Source organism: Paraburkholderia kirstenboschensis (genome assembly GCF_904848585.1).
Lineage (GTDB): Bacteria > Pseudomonadota > Gammaproteobacteria > Burkholderiales > Burkholderiaceae > Paraburkholderia > Paraburkholderia kirstenboschensis.
On the sequence record NZ_CAJHCR010000013.1, the window covers coordinates 106,776 to 125,538 of the forward strand.

An 18,763-nucleotide genomic window follows, 5' to 3' on the forward strand; every position below is an offset into this window, starting at 1 on the left:
CGCACGCTTATGCCGATTTTTCGCTCGGATCGCGGCAGCGTTGCGATTGAGTTCGTGGTTCTCGTGCCGCTGATGCTGCTGGTCATGCTCGGCTTCAGCGAGGTCTATCTGTACATGCGCGCGGTGAGCCTCGTCGAACATACCGCGTTTACGCTGGCCGACTCGTTGGGACAGATGTCGTCGGTCGTCAACGACTCGGGCACGACGTCGTCGAACAGCCTGGGTTCGATCTGGAATGCCGCCGCGATGATCGCCACGCCCAATAGCTTGAAAACGCGGGGTGGCGTGTATGTGACGTCGATCTGCGATCAAAAAATCAACCTTTGCTCGGCGAGCAGTCCGAGCAACATCGTGAATTCGCCATCTGCGCCGACGATGGCCGCTGGCACGCCACTGCTGTTCTGGCAGCGCAGCGCTCCGTGGACTTTGTCGGGCATGAAGTCCAAAGAAACCACCGGCAATCTGCTGCCGACCACCTGGCCTTTTCGCAACGGCGATTCCGCGATCGTAATCGAGGTGTTCTATTCGTACACGCCGTTTTCGATGACGCTGCCCTTCTGGAGCAATGCGCCGGGCACGCAGATCATCTATGAGCGCGTCTATGTGCGGCCGCGCTCGGGCAGCGCGCTTTCTCTGGTGGCGGCGTCATGAAGCGCGTCATCGACATGCGCCGCACGGTGCCGTCCGAGCCGCGCTCGCTGTCGGCGTTGCTCAAGGGCGACGAGGGCGCGATTACCGTCGTCTTCGCGTTGTGCGCTACGCTGATGATCGGCTCCATGTGCACTGCGATCGACACGATTCATTATCAGATGACGCAGACGCGCGTGCAGATGGCGCTCGACGTCGCGACGCTGTCATCGGGTGTCAACCTTATGCATTACAGCGCGACCACCGGCAGCAGTCTCGCGCAATGGCAAGCCGACGCGCGCGCTTACTACAACGCGAACATGCCGTCCGGCTACATGGAATTCTCCATGCCGGACGCGCAGTTCTCGGCGACTGTCACCGGCCAGCCGTCCACCGGTCAGACTATCAAGCTTGCCGCCGCGGGCTCGGCGCCGTTGCTCGCGCCGATCATTTTCGGCAAGGGCACGTCGAGCGGCAATTCCGGCTCCGGTTCGGGATCGGACGGGTCGTGGCCCGACAAGGTGACGATCACCGCGTCGAACACCGCGCTGCGCATGCCCCAAAGCCAGCTCGAACTGGTGCTGGTGCTCGACAATACCGGGTCAATGGCGGACTCCGCGAGCAGCAATTCGCAGGGTACGAAGATTCAGGGGCTACGCACTGCCGCGACCGATCTGGTGAACGACATCCTCGGCGTACAAAACAACAATTCCTACATCGGACTCGTGCCCTTCACCACGATGGTGAACCTCGGCAGCTCGCTGCTTTCGAGCGGCAGCTGGATGTCGCCGACCTTCGCGTACAACCCCAACAACGTTTACATGACGGCTCAGTCGGGCATCACAGGTTCAGGATGGGGCGGCTGTGCAGTCGAGCCGCGCGACGCGGGCTTGAGTCTCTATCCGAAGGCCTATGCGCCTAAAGACGCTCCGGGCTTCACGCCGTTCTACTACAACGTGCCCAAAACGGGTTTCACGGTCACGACCTACAAGAGCACCAGCAAAGGCAGCAGTAACTACTGCGTTGTGCAAAGTAAAAAATCGGTCGCCGGCGTTCCGCTGACCGTGCAGAGCAACGGTTCCACCACCACCTGCGGCATCGGTACCGGCGTGGGCATTGCGGAGGCCTGGGGCCAGGCGAGCCAGACGAATCCGAGCATGAGGGTCTACGACCAGAACGGTAACGTCAACGGGTCAGGAAGTCCCTGTTCGATTGCTCCGGTCAAATTCCTCACCAAAGACCCAACGACGCTGACGACTGCAATTGGCAATATGCAGGCGGCGGGCTCCACGATGATCCCGACCGGCTTGCTCTGGGGCTGGCGCATGTTGTCATCGGACTGGTCAAGCAGTGTGTCGAATGGCAATGGCTGGGTGTCAACCGATAAGACCTTGCCGCGCCCCGAAACCACTCAAGGCTTGCAGCGCGTCGCCATTGTTCTGACCGACGGCCAAAACGACCCGGGCAGCGCGAACGGGATCATGCCCGCGCCGTCGTTCAACGGTTTGACAGGTGTCGGCAGCAGCTTGTTGAAAGCGCCGACGGTGACGCGCGACGACGGCACGTCCCTTTCGAACGGGTCGACCACATCGGTAACCGACATCAACGCTTTCCAGCTCGCCGTGTGCACCGCGATGAAGAACGACGGCATCATCATCTATGCGATCACGTTCGGGAGCGATGCATCGAGTTCAGTCGCACAGACAACGATGCGAGGCTGCGCGTCGCCAGGCAACTACTATCACGCGCCCACCAATGCGACGCTCGATGCGATCTTCCAGCAGATCGCGGGCAACCTTGGTGTGCTGCGTCTCACGCAGTGATCGTGAAAAGCGCTGGTTTGTTGGCGGCCAATCTCACCTCGCGAGCGGTTCGCGCGTCGAGCGGTGTCGATTTCCTACGGCGCTGTTTTCTTCGCCAGCACCAGATAATGCGCCCGACCGGTCTTGCTTTCGTCGTATTGCAGAAGAAGATCGCCAGGCGGCACTGTCATGTCCGGAAACGATTTGATGATGCCACCGCTTCTTATCGTTCGGTCCCAGTCCGGCACTGGGCCGAGGGTGTAAAAACTGATCCCGTACGCCGGTGCGTCGCACATTACGGATGCATCCGACGCAGCTTGCGAAACATACCCACGGCACTTCTTGCTGCCGTACAAGACGGCAGCCTGCGAGGCGCCAACGCCCTCAAGTCCGTTACGTGCGCAGAGGTCTCAAACCGGCGCGAACTTCTTGCGCGAACAGTTGGGGTTGCTCCCACGCCGCAAAGTGTCCGCCTTTCTCGGGCCGGTTGTAATAGATGAGGTTGTGATACGCCCGCTCTGCCCAACTGCGCGGCGCCTGATAGTTCTCTCGCGGAAATACGCTTATTGCGGCCGGCACCGACACGTCGGCAGCTGCAGTGAAATTGAAGTGCGACTCCCAGTAAAAACGCGCCGCGGAGATCCCCGTGTTGGTCAACCAGTAGAGCGTGATGTCGTCGAGAACATCGTCCCGTGTCATTGCGCCTGCCGATTCACCGTTCACGTCGCGACCGAACACCGCGGAGGTCAACGCTGCCGCCGGCTGCGTGTACCCGTCACCGTGATCGAGCAGCCAGCCTGCCAGGCCAATGGGTGAGTCAGAGATGCCATACAACGTCTGCGGACGGGTGCCCATCTCCAGTGCGTAGGCGCGTCGCTTCATTGCCGCGCTGGCGAGCTGCTCGTAGGCATGCCGTTCGTCAGCGGAAAGGTTGGGCGGGGGCGCGTCACCCGCCTGAAGTGCTTTGACGATTTCGGGCGGCACGGTTGCGGGAAAATTGACGTGGATACCTAACAATTCAGGCGGCGCCTGTTTGGCCATGACGTTGCAGACGACACCGCCGAGATCGCCGCCTTGCGCCGCGAATTTCGCGTAACCAAGACGCTTCATCAGTACGACCCAGGCACGCGCCGTACGCTCGGGACCCCAGCCCGTTTGCGTGGGCTTGCCCGAAAGTCCGTAACCCGGCAAGGACGGAATCACCAGATGGAAGGCGTCCGATGCACTCGCGCCATACGCCGTCGGATTAGTCAACGGATCGATGATCTTGAACTGCTCGATAACCGACCCGGGCCACCCATGCGTGACCACAAGCGGCATCGCGTTTTCATGTTTCGAACGAACATGGATGAAATGGATATCCAGCCCATCGATCTCCGTGACGAAATTCGGTAGCCCGTTCAATCTTGCCTCGACCTTGCGCCAGTCGTAATCGGTCGACCAATGACGCGCGAGCTCCTGGAGCATGGCGAGCGGTACGCCTTGAGAGTCGTCGGCGACCGTCTCACGCTCTGGCCATCTCGTCGTCTTGATGCGTCGCCGCAAGTCGCTCAGTTGCGATTCAGGTACATGCACGCGTAGCGCACGAATAGCGGTATTGTCGCCGTCCGTAGCCGGGGCAACGTCAATGATCGGTCGATTCGTTTGCGCAAAAGCAAGCGGACTGAGCGAGCCCGCAGCAACGGCAGCCGTTGCCACGCTGACAAAGCGGCGGCGAGATAGCAATTGCGGAATGGTGTCTGACATAGGTTCTCCGACTGGCGATGAAGCGAGATTCACAGTCAATGGCAACGCGATCGCGCGCGCCGTCTATGACGATGCGCAGAGTGCGCGCGTAGCGATAGGCACAGATGTATGCCTGTTTCCAGGAAGTGAGGTTTGCAAGCGCATGTGCCAAGGCGCTGTGTAATAGAAAGAGGAACCGCGTGCGCGGGGACTGCTTGGATGTCAAGCCGTGGCTACACCGCGAGTGAACTCAGCGCAGTGGAGTTTCACGAAGTCCCGCATGTGTACGCACGCTCGCACACTGCGCGGTCTGACACGTCTACTGCGGGCGCATACACTAAAAAGTAGGTGAAGATGCAGTCGTGTTCCACCTGAATCTGACGAGTCAGCAGCCTTTCCCGGCGGCTGCTGACATGCTTGAACGCAAACTACCCAATGCGGGTTCGTCGCATGTAGAGGGTTAATTAAAAGAAAGACATGTACGGTTAATGCGCGCGCGCCGTGATCAGTTCGTCATGCTCTCAGGCAACCGTGGTGCGCAGATCGTCCGGGCCTTGCTCCTGGATCGGTTTGCCGTGAGCGACACGTTCATGAATGGGGGCAGTCGGTGTGCGATCGATCAGGAGACTCAGTAGCGCCGGACGGTTGTAGTGGCCCGCCGAGTCCATCACATCTTGCGTCGGTCGACCGACCTTGCTATCGACGGAGTTATCCGGTAACAAACGCGCCGTCGGCCTAACCCGCCCGCGTCACTCGCAAATCAGCCGGTGTTTGCAATGCCGATTGAGAGCCCACAACCGGCGTCGCAGCCGGCGGAATCAGCTTGCCTCGCACCAGCAAGGCAAGCGTCTTGAACGCCAGAATCGCGACGATCACGTTGGCCAGAATGAACAGAACCGGTGCGGCCCATTCGACTGCACCAGCAGTGCCTCGTTCGACCATACGCAGCGCCATCGTCGGTAAAGCGGCTACGCCGAAGCTGAAGGCCCAGTAACCAGGCACGAAAGCCTGTTGACGAATCCACGGCAGCAACCGCAACAGCAACAACGCCTGATAAAGGCCATAACCGAGCAGGATCAGCGCGAACAGATCGGGCGTGCCGCTCGTCAGGCCAAGGTAAGTCACGCCACCCACCACCGGCGGCGCGAGCTGAATGCCGAGGGTCGGACGCAATGCTTCAGGCAGGGGCTCATGCACGGCTGCACGATGCAGAATCAGCGATTCGATGGCAAGCCAGGACAGCAAGCCCGCACCGAAGAACAGCCCGCCCAGTTGATGAAAACCGAAGGCCGCCGCCGCCGTGCCCGCAACGAAACTCGGCGCCACGGTCGGCAGGTAAATGGCCGGCGTGACGAGTTCCGGCTTGCGCCCGCCTTGCCAGAGTCGTCCATGCAGATACACGCCGAGTGCCAGTTGTGCGACCACGGCAACGCCGAACAGCGCGAGCGCCAGGCGATATGCGTGCGGCTGCAAAAGCTGCGCGGCCAGCATGCTCGACACGGGCCCAAGCGCCGCGAACGACGACTGCACGGGATGCTGCATTTCCGCACGAGCCTCGGCAGTGCGGGTCAGCCACTTTTGCGCGTAGGCGACGAGAATGGCGAGCCACACGACTAACGCGGCCACCGTCGTCAAGATTCCAATGGCGGCCGGCAAGTGCCACAGCCTGATCGCCACGCGCCACAGATTGGCGAGCGCCAGTGCGCCCACCGCGATCCCGAAGAATGCAACTGGTACCGAGCCACGATTGCTGTCCATCACCGATCCTCCAGAAGTTGCGTCGCGCTCCACTGTTCCGGATTCGCGCGATCGATGACGTACTGTAGGACCCGGCCCGCAAATACTGAACGCTGGGCGCGCTCAACAAATTGCGCAATCGTCTCAAGATGCGCTGCAGTCTCGCCTAAAACCCGTACAACTCGGCCGGATTATCGACGAGTATCTTGCGGCGAACTTCCTGGCTTTCCGTTAGCTGCATCGTCCAGTCGAGCATGCGCGCGTCGTCGGGCACGGGCTTTACGTTGGGGTGCGGCCAATTCGATGCCCACACGCCGCGCCCCGGAAAACGCGTCGAGAGCGTGCGCACGAGCCACGACACGTCGTCGAAATCAGGCGCGCCGTTGCGCGAGCTTTCATATGGGGCGGACAGCTTGATCCAGCAACGCGGACCGTCGAGCAGGCGGCACAATGACGCGAACCCTTCGCTTTCCGGTGTGACCGGCGCGAGAAACTTGCCGAGATGATCGATGACCAGATTCGATGGCAAGCTCGCCAGCAGCGCTTCATGATCAGGCAGCGTGTGCCCGTCGAGTTGCAGGTTGATATTCCATCCCATTGGTGCGATGCGCGCCGACATAGGCTTGAGTCCATCCCACGGCAAAACGCCGCCCGGAAGCATCATGAAACGCACGCCACGTATGCCGGCATCGTGCAGGCGCTGCAATTCGTCATCGCTGACATCGGGCGGCACGACCGCGACGCCACGCGCACCGTTGCCGAGCTGCGCAATGGCCGCGAGCGTGCAGCGGTTGTCGAAGCCGTACCCCGTTGGCTGCACGACGATCGCGCGCGACAAACCGAGCGCGCGCTGCACTTCGCGATATGCCGAAGCAGGTGCCGGCGGCGGCGTGAAAGTCGCGCTCGCCGCGAGCGGATAGCCTTCCTCGTACACGTGGATGTGGCAATCGCACGCGCCTGCGAAATCGATGGGACGGGTCATCGGGCGTCCGTCGGCATGGCAAAGCCCGAGACGCGAAATGCGTGCGCCGCATTCACGGCGCCGGCGGGCATGCGGCCCTGAAACAGTGCTTCGGTTTGCGCGACGGTTTCCATCGATTGATGCTCGATGGCGCCCGGCGTCAGCCCGCCGATGTGCGGCGTCGCGATCACGCGCGAATGGGCCGCCAACACGGGCGATGGCATCTGATCCGCTGCGCGGCCGACGTCGAGCGCGCATCCTGCCAGATGACCACGCTCCAGCGCAGCGAGCAGAGCGGCGTCGTCGACGAGTTCGCCGCGCGCCGCGTTGATGAAGTACGCGCCAGCTTTCATCGCTGCGAAGGCCTGCGCGTTCATCAGGTTCGCAGTCTGCGGCGTGGCGGGCGCAAGGCATACGACGAAGTCTGACTCGGCGAGCAGCTCGTCCAGGGCGACCTGCTGCACGCGCGCGTCGTCGATCGTCGCAAATGGATCGGACACGATCACGCGCATGCCGAAGGCCGAAGCGAGAGGGCACAGGTAGCGCGATATCTGCCCATAACCGATCACGCCGAACGTGCTGCTGCGCAACTCGCGGCCCATCTTCGGAACAGGTGTTTCATGCCGGTGATACGCCTGCGCATACGCGGTCGTTCCTCGCGCGAGATCGAGCATCGCGCCGATCACCCACTCCGACACGGCCGGTACGAAGCCTGCGCTCGCCTGCGTGACGAGCACGCCGAGTTCGCTCGCGGCATCTATATCGATGGTACGGATATCCACCGCGCAGCGCACGAAGGCGGCCAGCTTCGGCAGCGCTTCGAACAACGCGCGCGGCGCGGGCGTCTGCCGGTAAGCGATGATGACATCGGCATCGCGCGCCGCGTCGACGAGTTCGGTGAGCGTCAGCTCGCGATCTTCGGGGTTGTACGTGGCGTCGGCGAACTTCGCGAGCGCCGCCGCCGCGCGTGCGCCGAAGTAATGGTCCAGCATGTGCCGGGGATGACTCACGAATACCTTGTTCATGTCCTTATCCTGCCTTTCTGGCTTGCTTCGCTTTTGCCGCAGTTTTGCCCGGGCGCGCGACCGATTCGCGCTCCACGAGCGTGATATCCGCGAAGAGCGCCTGCTCCGATGCGGGCATGGGTTCGTCGTGCGGACGCATCGCTCGCTCGACCATCGCGGCGGCCATCGCCGGCACCGGAAGTTGCACGGTCGTGAGCGCCGGGTTCGAGATCGCCGCGAGGAAATGCCCGTCCATACCGACGATCGACACGTCTTCCGGTACACGCAATCCACACTCGCGCAAGCCTGCCATGAGGCCGAGCGCCATCAGGTCGTTGACCGCCACGATGCCGGTCGGGCGCGCGTCGTCTTGCGAGAGCAGGCGCGCGAGCGCGCGGCCGTTCTCCGCGATCATCGAATCGCCGTATTCGTTCACCGGGCCGCTGTCGAGCACGCGCGCCTCCTCTGCTAGCCCTGCCTCCTGTGCTGCCGAGAGGAACCCGTTGATCTTGTCGCGGCGGCTCATCGTCACGCCGGTCAACGTGGCGAAGGCGAGCCGCGTGTGGCCGTGCGCGATCAGATGGCGCGTCGCGATGCGCGCTGCTTCGAAATTGTCCGGCGTGACGTGTTCGACGCGCGTCGTCTCACCTTCGGTCGCGCGGCGGTCGTAGCTGACGACGACCATCCCGCGCTCGACGGCGGTTTCCAGATGGCGCTCGTTCGCAAGCGACGAGATCACGATCACGCGCCGCACGCCCTGCGACAGCAGATCTTCAAAGAACGACGCTTCCTTGGCCGGATCGCGATACGTGTTGCCAATCATCACGCGATAGCCGTAGCGCTCCTGTGCGTACGTTTCGACCTCACGTGCGATATAGCCGTACATCGGATTGGCGATGGACGGCACCAGCAGTCCGATGAGCGGCGTCTGTCCCGTCTTCAGCTGACGTGCGAGCGTGCTCGGCCGATATTGCAGCGAACTCATCGCGGCCTGCACGCGCGCGAGCGTTTCCTGGCGCATCTGGTCGGTGCGGCCGTTGAGTACGTTCGATACCGTGCTCACGGAAACACCGGCCTCGCGGGCGACATCCTGAATGGTGCTCATAAGGTTTTGCATCTGCCGGCTACAGGCCGAGCCGGGTCGGCAACCACAACGAAAAAGATGGCACCAGAATCAGCACCACCAGTGCAATGCACAGCACCAGCAGATATTTGAGCATAGGACGCGCAACGGCCTTCATTTCCGTGCCGGTGATGGCGCAGGTCGCAAAGAGGCCCAGGCCGACCGGCGGCGCGAACAAACCCAGGCCCATCGCGACGACGATCACCGTGCCGAAATGCAGCGGGTTGATGCCGAGCTGCGTGGCGATCGGAGTAAGGAGGGGCCCGAAGATGATGAGCGCGGGCGCGCCTTCCAGCACCGCGCCGAACACGATCATGATCAGCACGGAAAGCAGCAGGAACATTGTCGGGCCGTATTGATGCGCGAAGACGATCATCGAATCGGAGACGAGCGCGGGAATCTGCTCGATGGTCAGCGCGAACGACACGCTGGAGGCCGCGGCGACGATGAACAGAATGCTGCTCGCCATCGATGCCGAGCGCACGAATACCCGTGCGACCGATTTCGGCGTGAGCTCGCGAAACGCCAGCCAGCCGACGATAAGCGCATAAACCACGGCGAATGCGGACACCTCGGTCGACGTCGCGATGCCCGACGTCACGCCCTTGCCGATCATGGTGATCATGACGAGCGCGACCAGCGCGCCGCCGAGCAGCGGCATCCACGCGCGAGGATTGGTGAGCGCATCGGCGAGATTGATACGGCGCCCGAAAATCACCGCGACGATTGCCAGCGCTACGGCAAGCACCGCGGCCGGCACCACGCCCGCGAGGAACAGCCCCGCGATCGAAATGTTCGCGACGAAGCCCATGATGATCATGTTCACGCACGGCGGAATGGTTTCCGCCATCACGGCGCTGCAGGCGAGCAACGCTGCGGCTTCGTTCGGATCTTCCTTGCTCTGGCGCACAGCCGGCATCACGACACCGCCGACGGCCGCGATATCCGCAAGCTTTGAACCGGACACACCCGAGAAGAAGGCCGTTGCCATGATCGTGATGAGGCCGAGGCCGCCACGCACGCGCCCGAAAATTCGCAGCAGCAGTTCGATGAGGCGCGACGACATGCCATTGGTTTCCATCAGCAGGCCGGCTAATACGAAGAACGGAATTGCGAGCAGCACGAAATGGTCGGTGCCGGCCATCACTTGTTGCGAATAGACGAGCATCGGCAGGGACGGTTCCGCGAGGAAGTACAGCAGCGCCGAGAACGCGAGCACGAAGCCGATCGGCACGCCGAGCACCAGTGCGCCGATGAAGCCGGCCATCAGCAGGAAGCCGGGCTTGATCGCGTGAGCGGGCACGAACGCGTTCCACGCGAACACGGCCGCCGCGAGCAACAGGCAGCCGATCAATGTGCCGAGCACGGTCTTGCGCGCGCCGTTCACCGCGTTGGCGAGCGCGAACACCGCCATGAATACGCTGCCAATGACGAGCGGATACACGTTGATCCACGCGGGGAGGCCGCTCGGCGTCATCTGACCGTACGAATCGACCAGCAGCAGGCACGACGACACGCACAGATTCCCCGCGACGCCCACGATCACCCAGTGCCCTACATGAACGAGCGCGGGCTGCCAGCGCCTTGGCAGCATGCCGCGAAACAGGTCGACGCCGACGTGCTGGCTGCGCGCAAGGACCGTGGCGGCGCCGAAGAACACCAGCACGATCATCAGCGCGCCGGCGACTTCCTCGGCCCAGTCGAAAGGATCATGGAGAAAGTAGCGGTAGATCACGGAGAGGAACACCACGAGCACATCGGCCGCGAGCACGGCCGCGCACAGGTATTCGATCCAGCGCATGAGACGTGCGAGGCCGCGCGCGAGCATGGTCTCATGGCCGAAGCCCGGTGCGGCGAGTTGCGTTTCCGGTCCGGGCGTCGCGGAGAAAGTGGTCATGATGTGCCTGCCTCGTTAGCCGCGCGCTGCGGCGATGGCGGTGAAGAGCGGCGCGGTCGAGGGATACTGCTTCGAGAAGCTCGCGTACAACTGCGACTGCATCTCGCTGCGCGCGGTGTCGCGGTCGGCTTTCGACATCGGATAGAACGTCATGCCGCGCTTTTTCAACTCCTGCTCGGCGCGGGCGGCCGTCTGGATGGCTGCGACGCGCTGCTTCACGGTCGCGTCTTGCGCCGCTTTCTGAAACGCGGGGCGCAAATTCTCCGGAATCTTCGCCAGCGCGCGGCGGCCCATCGCGACGACAAGCGGGCTGAAGACGTGCTGCGTCTGCCAGCACGACTTCACGACTTCGTCGTACTTGCTCGCGAGCACCGTCGCGCAGTCGTGCTCGAAGCCATCGACGACACCTGTCTGCGCGGCCATGTACAACTCGCCGATGGGAATGGGCGTCGGTACAGCGCCCATCAGCTTGAAAGTTTCCATGAAGGCGGGCGTGGGCAGCACGCGCAGCTTCACGCCCTTGATATCGGCGAGCGATTGCGTGGGCTTCTTCGTGAACACGTTGCGCGCGCCGAACGAATAGCCCCAGGTGACGACCGAGCAGCCCGCACGCTGTTGCAGCATCGTGTCGAACGACTTGCCGACGGTGCCGTCCATGGCGCGCCCGACATGGTCGAAGCTGTCGAACACATAGCCGAGATCGAGCATGCCGAGCTCCGGCAGCACCGTCGCCCAGATCGATGAGCCGGTGACCATCATGTCGACCGCGCCGACCTTCACCTGCTGAACCACGTCGCTTTCCTTGCCGAGCTGGTTGTTCGGGAAGTAGTCGATCCGGATCTGATCGCCGACGCTCGCTTTCAGGTTCGCAGCGAGGTTTTGATACCACACGTAATGCGCGGCGTTTTCGTTCGGAGGCATCGACGATGACAGCCGTAACGTGGCCGCGGGCTGAGCGCGCACGATTGCGGGAAAGCCCGCGCCCGCGGCGGCGAGCGAGGCTGCCGAGGCCGTCTGTAGGAACCGTCGCCGGGAAATGGAATGCATGGTGTTGTCTCCTGGATGCCGCTCTAAGGGGCGGGCGAGTTGTCGAGCGCGGCACGACGGAGCGCGCCACTGTATCGATTTAGTGTATCGATACAGTAAATCGCGGCATCGCCAGATCAAATGGGCGTTTACCCGTGTTTACGTCGGTTGACCGTGACGTCGTGCGTGCGGGCAAACCGCTAAAGCGATCGCAACGCAGCGATGAACAACAGGTTCGTGGCGCTTGCTGGCGAACGTCGCGGCAAGGCGCATCCGTTAAATCTCTCTGCCGATGCCCTTGTCGATCGAATAGCGGCCGCCGCCCTTGAACGCGATATGCAGGGCAAGCAGGCCCATCAGGACGGGGTATTCCATGCCCTTGTCCAGCCAGACCCACGCTGGCGCGAGGACGAAGCAGATCCCGATCATCTCGAACGTGATCATTGCGGCAAAAATGCGGGTCAGGAATCCAAAGGCGATACATAACGCCCCGCCCGACTCGAGGAAGGTCACGACATAGGCAAACATTTCCGCTGCCGGAAGGTGAAGCCTGGAATCGATCAGCCGCATCGAACTCGCCATTGGGTTATCCATCGACCCATGAGAGCGGCCGAGCACCTTCGGAAGTCCGTGGGTGAGCAGGACAATGCCGAAACCAAGTCGCAGTACGGCGTATGACACGGGATCGAAGAGTCGATAGAGCCGGCCAAGTTGCGGGATGATCAGCTTCGGAGCCGTCTCACTCGCGTTGCGGGGTTCGAGTTCTTGCGTGTCGAGATCCATAGCTAAACTCCGCATAAATCGGGAAGACCGGGTGGGAGTGCGTGGCGGATCGCGCACCGACCGAAACGAGTAGCCCCGGTAACCGTGCGCGTTCCCAAACGACAGCTATTTCGACTTCGGAGCGAGTCCCATTTTTTCGAGCGTCAGGGTTTCGTCGGCGCGACCCCATCCCCCGTCGGCAACTTCTTCGACGAGAACCATGGAATACGGACGGACACCTTCACCGAAGTATTCGACGAACATCGCGGTGGTGCGATGGACGATTTCTTCCTTGCGCGCGTGATCCAGAATGCCTTCCGGGAATTTGTAGTTTGCAAACGGCATAGTGCTTTTCCTCTTGGATGCCTCATCGCGAGGCGCATGTCGTGGCACCGGGGCGGTCCGCGAAACAGAAGTCAGCGGGATGACTGGCATGACTGACCGCATTTTTGTCGTTGTCCGTCTTGAGATAAAGAGTGGGAGATGGACATCTGCATTCGAGGTCGATCAATAATGGACGCGAGCGGAGGGGGCTGTGGAAGGGCGTTTGTGTTGCTTGCCGTCGAACAGTGCGTCACCTGGAAATCGCTGAAAGTCGGTTGCGCTCCCGAAAACCAGTGTCATCAGACAATTCATTGCGTGCGCAAGGAGCACCGGCAGCGCGCCGTGCAGGCCACTGCCGCACCAAGCCGATCGCGCGCGTCATGAGTGGGTTTGTCGATAAGTGAGCACGAATGTTTGCCCGATTGCGACGGACGATAGTGAGACGGTACAAATAATGCTGGCTTTGCAGCCAGGCCGGTTGCATGCGGTTATCGTTGATGCGAGACAAGGACTACAACCGGCGGTGATCATGACTTTGAAAAAGTACCCAATGCGACTCTTTTTGTGGCTGCTGACGCCCGTCCTCTTTTTACCGACACCGGCATTCAGTCATGCACTGGACCAGGAAATGGCATGCGAGGGCACTCCGCATGACTTCGTCGAGGAACTGCTCAATCTGCAATCGATAGAAACGCCAGCGAGCCGCGTTCAGCAGGATTCAGTCAACGCGTTTCGTCCCACCCGCGGTGCACATCTGACTGCGTTCGGTTTCCGGGTGAAGGCGATTTTTGGATATCAGCCCGGCGATCCGCTTTTCGAGGCGGGCACCGGCAAGCCAGCGTCCGCACCAATCTATGGCGTGGTCGTGTTCGGTTCGTCCGAGTCGGTGCAGCGTGAACTGGCTGCAGCGGGCAGCCACGCCATCACTCATTCGGTGATTCCGATGGTGCTGACCGCAATTGTCTGTGGGCAATGACACATGACGAAGCGCACCGCCTATCGAGCTCGGCCGGTGGTGGATACATTCAATCATGCCAGCGCCACCGGCACCCGCGAACGCGTTGTGCAGGCGGTGGAGACCGTTGAGCAGGCAACTTTTGCAAGATTTCGATTGCTGTGGAACTGGGTATGTTTGCTGACACTAAAGCATTGGTTGTCGCGCTAATAGAGGCGAACCCCGCTGCATGTGCAGTGCTCGCTCGCGACTTGACCGTAATTGAGGCTAACTTTCGTTTTAGTGACCTGTTCGACTACCGCCCGTCACCGCTGGTGTCCAGGGAGTTTGTTTCGCTCGTCATCGAGAAGCTGCCGGTTCTGTCCAGAGAGGCGTCGCGAGGAAAACTTCTGGCGGCCGCGACGCGAGCACTCGAAGAACATAGGACGGAGAGCGTCGTCATTGCAGACGCTGCGATCGATGCGGACGTCGCGCCGGACGCTCCTGGTTTTGGATCAAGCATTACATGGTGCGTCGAATTCAATCCTCTCTCCGTTGGAGATGCGATCGGCATGGCGCCGGCAATGCTGGTGCTAGTCAAGTCCAAAGACGCGCCGGGCGAGGTTTCACCGGCGGACAGAAAGTGCGAGGGCGCCGCCGCGGCCGGGAACGATGACACTTCGAGGGAGACGGCCCATGTCGACGCTCGTGACGATTCGGAATTGCGCCGATTGCTGTCGGAGGCCCGATATCATGCGCTGGTGAAGGTGGCCAGCTCGGCGGCCTACGTGTGCGATGCTCAGGGCAGATTCGTGGTGCCGCAACCTTCGTGGGAAAGCTATACGGGGCAGCCGTGGGAAAAGCACCAAGGTTATGGGTGGGCCGAGATGATCCATCCGGACGATCGGCTTGCGGCACAGACAGCGCTGAACAAGTCGCTTGAGACAGACGGGCCGTACCGCGCGGACGTGCGACTGTGGCACGCCGCATCCTCGACGTACCGGCGTTGCCAGATACGCGCGGCGGGCTCGCACGACGAGCGCGGCGCGATCTACGAATGGGTGGGGATGATTACCGATGTCGAAGAAACGCTAATAAATGCACAAAGTCTCACAGAAGAACGCGAGCGTCTGGACCTGTCGATCGAGGCGGCCGAAATCGGCACATTCCACTGTCCGATCCCGCTGGACCGAATAATCTGGAACGTCAAGTGCAAGGAACACTTCTGGCTGCCTGCGAACGCCGAGGTGGGCTTTGACCTCTTCTATGAAAGGATTCACCCGGACGATCGGCAAAAAACCCGAGCCGCTGTCGAGAAGGCTGTCAACGAAGGCGTCCCTTACGACATCGAATACCGAACTGCTTCGCCCTCGGGTGATATCCGATGGATCCGTGCCAAGGGGCGGACACATGTCGACGAAGCTGGCCGGCCGTTGCGGTTCGACGGCATCACCATCGACGTTTCATCGCACAAAGCGCTTGAAATGGAGCGCGACCGGCTTCTGACAAACGAGCGGCTCTTGCGGTTCGAGGCGCAACATGCCAATCAGCTCAAAGACGCCTTTCTTGCTACGGTGTCGCACGAGTTGCGGACGCCACTTAATGCGATGCAATCGTGGCTCTACCTTCTGCAGCACGAGAACGCCGATCCTGACCTGCTCGCTCGCGGCATCGAGGCGATAGACCGCAACGTCGAACTGCAAACGCGGCTTGTGGATGACCTGCTCGACCTTAGCCGGATCGCCGCCGGCAAGCTGTTCATCAACTCGAGCGAGGTGGACCTCGTGCCGCTGCTCATCGCCGAGATCAGTGACGTTGAGTTGGCTGCGGGCGCTAAACGAGTCGAGATCGTGCCGAGGCTGGCAGACACACTGCTCGTGGAGGGCGACCCGCTCCGGCTTCGCCAGGTGTTTTCCAATGTGCTCAGCAATGCGCTGAAATATTCGAGCGCTGAAGGGAAAATAGATATCGTTGCCATTCGCGCCGGCAACTGGGCAGAGATACGGGTTGAGGACAATGGTGCGGGTATTCCGGCTTCTTTCATCAACCACGTATTCGAGCCATTTGCACAAGCTTCACAGGCAACGACACGCCGCTTCGGCGGGCTCGGTATTGGCCTCGCAATAGCGAAGAGCATCGTGACTCTGCATGGCGGATCGATCACGGCACATAGTGAAGGCGACGGGCGCGGGAGCACTTTCGTCGTTCACATTCCTCTGCTGGCCGAAGATAGGGGAGCACCGGCTGGACGCCCTCTGGCAGATGTAGTGACATCGTCTCGCGACGAGGCGCTCACCGGCATAAAGGTGCTCCTGGTCGAAGACGAAGCTGAGGTCCGTGATGCAATGCTTGCCGTACTGGAGTCCGCTGGGGCGGCGGTGCGCGGTGCGGAATCGGCGCCCGAAGCGCGTCAGCAGATCGACGACGAGCAGTTCGACGTCATTCTTTCAGACATCGGCATGCCGGACGAAGACGGTTATTCGCTTATCCGCTCACTGCGGCAGCAAGGCAATCGAACGCCGGCGATCGCGGTGACAGCGTTCGGGCGCCCAGAAGACAGGTCGCGTGCATTGCAGGCGGGCTTCGACTTGCATATGCCGAAGCCCGTCGAGCCGAGGGGCCTCTTTAGAGCGATTCGGGAGCTGCTCCGAATCTAGGTTCCCGATGAGGTGCGCCCGAGCGTACCCAGGGCAGCGCAACGCTACGAGCGTGATCGAGGTCCTGCGTGGGCGCGGCCCTCTTCTTGCCGCGTGGGTCGTTGCCTGCGTCGTTCTCTCGCGGCCTTTTTTTCGGCCGCACCCTCCGCCTCTGCATGGGCGTCGCCGATCACCTTGCCGATCGCTTCCTTCACAGAGCCTCGCGCTTCACTGGTCTGAGCCGTCCTTCCTCGTCGGTTGTCCATTTTCGCCTCCTGTGTTGCGTCAACCGAAATCGCTGTCTTTCATAAGGTAAGGAAGAACGGCGCCGGGAAAGTTCCCCGAACACGCGTGGACCTGCGCTTCGCACGCTAAGAGGGGCGAATCATTCGATGTCAACATGCAATTGCTCCCAGGCGTTGGGTGCATTTGCGGCTACCGGTCGGTAAATACATCCCTGATAATCTCGCATTAACGAACGTGCTCGGAACACCATGTCTGCACGTGCTGCATGTTGCTGCGCATACGCTTCCTGATGATTCCCAACGCGTCTGCGCGACTCGACAGGCGGTCGCAACCGGCGAGCCCGCCGGTGCGCCGCCGCAGGCGCTTTCGTCCTTGAACCTTGCCGCGACGCGGCGCCCGAACAGAACAGGCAGCCGCGATGGACGCTTCCGTGCAACGCCCGCAAACCGACCGCCGTCAGCTCCAGCAGATCATCGCAGGCTTGAGCGAAGGGGTCATTCTCATAGAACCCGACCAGAGCATTCGTTGGGCCAATCAGGCCGCCCTCGACATGCATGGAGCAAGCAGCATCGAGGAACTCGGGCGAAACGTGTCCGAGTACCGGCAAAGGTTTCAGCTTCGCTACCGCAACAATCATCGAATCGAACCGGGCAGCTATCCGATTGACCGCGTGGTCGCCGGTGAATCCTTTAGCGACGTACTGGTGGAGGTCGCACCCGCCGGGCAAGTCGAGCCTCGCTGGGTTCATCGCGTGCGAAGTCTGGTGATTACCGATACGAACGGCGAGCCTGACTGTCTCGTGCTCATCCTGCACGATGCGACCGAGTGGGCAAGTGCCGAGGAGCGCTTCGAAAAGACCTTCGGCGCAAATCCCGCGCCTGCCGTGATCTGCAGGCTTAGCGATCTCCGCTTCATCAAGGTCAATCGCGGCTTTGTCGAGATGACGGGCTATACGCGCGAGGAGGTAATCGGGCGTTCAGTCTATGAACTCGATGTCCTCGAAAATGCGTCGCAAAAAGAACTGGCGGTCGAGCGCCTGACAGCTGGGCAGACCATTCCGCAAATGGAAGCGTTGCTGCGCCTCGCGGACGCGGAGTCCAAGCTGGTTATCGTCGCCGGACAGCCGATCGATCTCGCCGACGAACGGTGCATGCTCTTCACGTTCATGGATCTCGAGCCGCGCAGAAAGGCCGAAGAAGCGCTGCGGCGCAGCGAGGAGCAATTTGCCAATGCGTTCAGGATGGCCCCGATCCCGACCATCGTATATGCCCGTGATTCGCTTACGCTGCTCGAGGCGAACCAGGCGTTTCTCGATGCCACGGGTTTCGCGGCTGAAGAACTTGTCGGTCACACGCTCGAGGAATCGACCTTCTGGGACGCGGCGGATGCGCACGCGAACATAGAGCGGATGCTCGCCACGTCGGGAAACCTGCGCAACGTCGAGTTCAAGGTGCGCACCCGGGCCGGGCTTGCGGTCGACTGCCTGATCTCCGCCGAGTCGGTGCCCATTCATGGCGACGACTGCGTGCTAATGGTGTTTCAGGACATCACCGAGCGCAAACGCACCGAGGTCGAACTTCTTCTCGCGATCGAAGCCGTCATGCAGGACGCTTCGTGGTTCAGCCGGTCGATTCTGGACAAGCTTCGTCATATCCGCAGCGGTACGGCACCCGGCAAGGTCGATGCGGCGATCTCCGACCTGACACCGCGCGAGCGCGACGTTCTTGCGCTGATCTGCGAGGGCCTTGCCGACAAGGAAATTGCCACGAGACTTGGCGTGGCTCCGAACACCGTCCGCAGTCGCGTGAGTACGTTGTACGCGAAGCTCGGTGTGCACAGCCGCAGCGAGGCGATCATCTGGGCGCGCGAACATGGCCTGCCGGCTGGCGGCGTTGCAAGCACACGTCCTGCGGCACGCGGTTCCCGACGTTCTTCCTGACTCTGAGGCCGGGACAGCCG

General features: G+C 61.6%; 17 protein-coding genes. 6 read left to right on the plus strand and 11 right to left on the minus strand.

What is annotated here, in order from left to right:
• The first annotated feature begins 9 nt into the window (after positions 1–9).
• Both JMY24_RS26960 and JMY24_RS26965 read left to right on the plus strand, forming a co-directional pair.
• Positions 10–651, plus strand: a complete 642-nt coding sequence (locus JMY24_RS26960) for a TadE/TadG family type IV pilus assembly protein (RefSeq protein ID WP_236597524.1) — start codon at positions 10–12, stop codon at positions 649–651.
• Complete coding sequence (locus JMY24_RS26965; RefSeq protein WP_236597525.1) at positions 648–2,450, plus strand: TadE/TadG family type IV pilus assembly protein; 1,803 nt, start codon at positions 648–650, stop codon at positions 2,448–2,450. The genes JMY24_RS26960 and JMY24_RS26965 overlap by 4 nt, the downstream gene beginning before the upstream one ends.
• 74 nt (positions 2,451–2,524) lie before the next feature.
• Here JMY24_RS26965 and JMY24_RS26970 read toward each other — a convergent pair whose 3' ends face one another.
• The 11 genes from JMY24_RS26970 to JMY24_RS27020 form a co-directional block, all read right to left on the minus strand.
• A complete protein-coding gene (locus tag JMY24_RS26970) occupies positions 2,525–2,785 on the minus strand; it encodes a hypothetical protein (protein WP_201703238.1) in 261 nt (86 codons plus the stop codon).
• A gap of 37 nt (positions 2,786–2,822) precedes the next feature.
• The gene (locus JMY24_RS26975; RefSeq protein WP_128596133.1) at positions 2,823–4,175 is read right to left on the minus strand and encodes an epoxide hydrolase family protein; all 1,353 of its coding nucleotides are present in this window, start codon (positions 4,173–4,175) and stop codon (positions 2,823–2,825) included.
• Positions 4,176–4,675: 500 nt separating this feature from the next.
• Entirely contained in the window at positions 4,676–4,822 is a 147-nt protein-coding gene (locus JMY24_RS26980) for a hypothetical protein (protein WP_236597526.1), read from the minus strand.
• Positions 4,823–4,889: 67 nt separating this feature from the next.
• Positions 4,890–5,912: a dicarboxylate transporter/tellurite-resistance protein TehA gene (gene tehA, locus JMY24_RS26985; protein WP_128596134.1), complete on the minus strand. Its 1,023-nt coding sequence runs from the start codon at positions 5,910–5,912 to the stop codon at positions 4,890–4,892.
• Between the two features lie 145 nt (positions 5,913–6,057).
• Positions 6,058–6,873 (minus strand): amidohydrolase family protein, encoded by an 816-nt coding sequence (locus JMY24_RS26990; protein ID WP_128596135.1) that lies wholly within the window; start codon positions 6,871–6,873, stop codon positions 6,058–6,060.
• The gene (locus tag JMY24_RS26995; RefSeq protein WP_128596136.1) at positions 6,870–7,877 is read right to left on the minus strand and encodes a hydroxyacid dehydrogenase; all 1,008 of its coding nucleotides are present in this window, start codon (positions 7,875–7,877) and stop codon (positions 6,870–6,872) included. The genes JMY24_RS26990 and JMY24_RS26995 overlap by 4 nt, the downstream gene beginning before the upstream one ends.
• Positions 7,878–7,881: 4 nt before the next feature.
• On the minus strand, positions 7,882–8,961 hold the full coding sequence (locus tag JMY24_RS27000; RefSeq protein WP_128596137.1) for a LacI family DNA-binding transcriptional regulator: 1,080 nt from the start codon (positions 8,959–8,961) through the stop codon (positions 7,882–7,884).
• A gap of 19 nt (positions 8,962–8,980) precedes the next feature.
• Positions 8,981–10,876, minus strand: coding sequence for a TRAP transporter large permease (locus JMY24_RS27005; protein ID WP_128596138.1), 1,896 nt, complete (start codon positions 10,874–10,876; stop codon positions 8,981–8,983).
• Between the two features lie 15 nt (positions 10,877–10,891).
• Positions 10,892–11,923 carry a TRAP transporter substrate-binding protein gene (locus JMY24_RS27010; RefSeq protein ID WP_128596139.1) on the minus strand — a complete coding sequence of 344 codons (1,032 nt, stop codon included), beginning with the start codon at positions 11,921–11,923 and terminating at the stop codon, positions 10,892–10,894.
• Positions 11,924–12,178: 255 nt separating this feature from the next.
• On the minus strand, positions 12,179–12,685 hold the full coding sequence (locus JMY24_RS27015; protein WP_128596140.1) for a DoxX family protein: 507 nt from the start codon (positions 12,683–12,685) through the stop codon (positions 12,179–12,181).
• A gap of 105 nt (positions 12,686–12,790) precedes the next feature.
• Positions 12,791–13,009 (minus strand): tautomerase family protein, encoded by a 219-nt coding sequence (locus JMY24_RS27020; RefSeq protein ID WP_128596141.1) that lies wholly within the window; start codon positions 13,007–13,009, stop codon positions 12,791–12,793.
• A gap of 433 nt (positions 13,010–13,442) precedes the next feature.
• Between JMY24_RS27020 and JMY24_RS27025 the strand changes: the two genes are divergently transcribed.
• From JMY24_RS27025 to JMY24_RS27040, 4 genes are all read left to right on the plus strand, one after another.
• The gene (locus tag JMY24_RS27025; protein ID WP_236597527.1) at positions 13,443–13,964 is read left to right on the plus strand and encodes a hypothetical protein; all 522 of its coding nucleotides are present in this window, start codon (positions 13,443–13,445) and stop codon (positions 13,962–13,964) included.
• Between the two features lie 3 nt (positions 13,965–13,967).
• Positions 13,968–14,153 (plus strand): hypothetical protein, encoded by a 186-nt coding sequence (locus JMY24_RS27030; RefSeq protein WP_128596142.1) that lies wholly within the window; start codon positions 13,968–13,970, stop codon positions 14,151–14,153.
• 41 nt (positions 14,154–14,194) lie between these two features.
• Positions 14,195–16,579, plus strand: a complete 2,385-nt coding sequence (locus tag JMY24_RS27035) for a hybrid sensor histidine kinase/response regulator (protein ID WP_201703239.1) — start codon at positions 14,195–14,197, stop codon at positions 16,577–16,579.
• A gap of 643 nt (positions 16,580–17,222) precedes the next feature.
• Positions 17,223–18,743, plus strand: a complete 1,521-nt coding sequence (locus JMY24_RS27040; protein ID WP_128596145.1) for a helix-turn-helix transcriptional regulator — start codon at positions 17,223–17,225, stop codon at positions 18,741–18,743.
• The last annotated feature ends 20 nt before the right edge of the window (positions 18,744–18,763 follow it).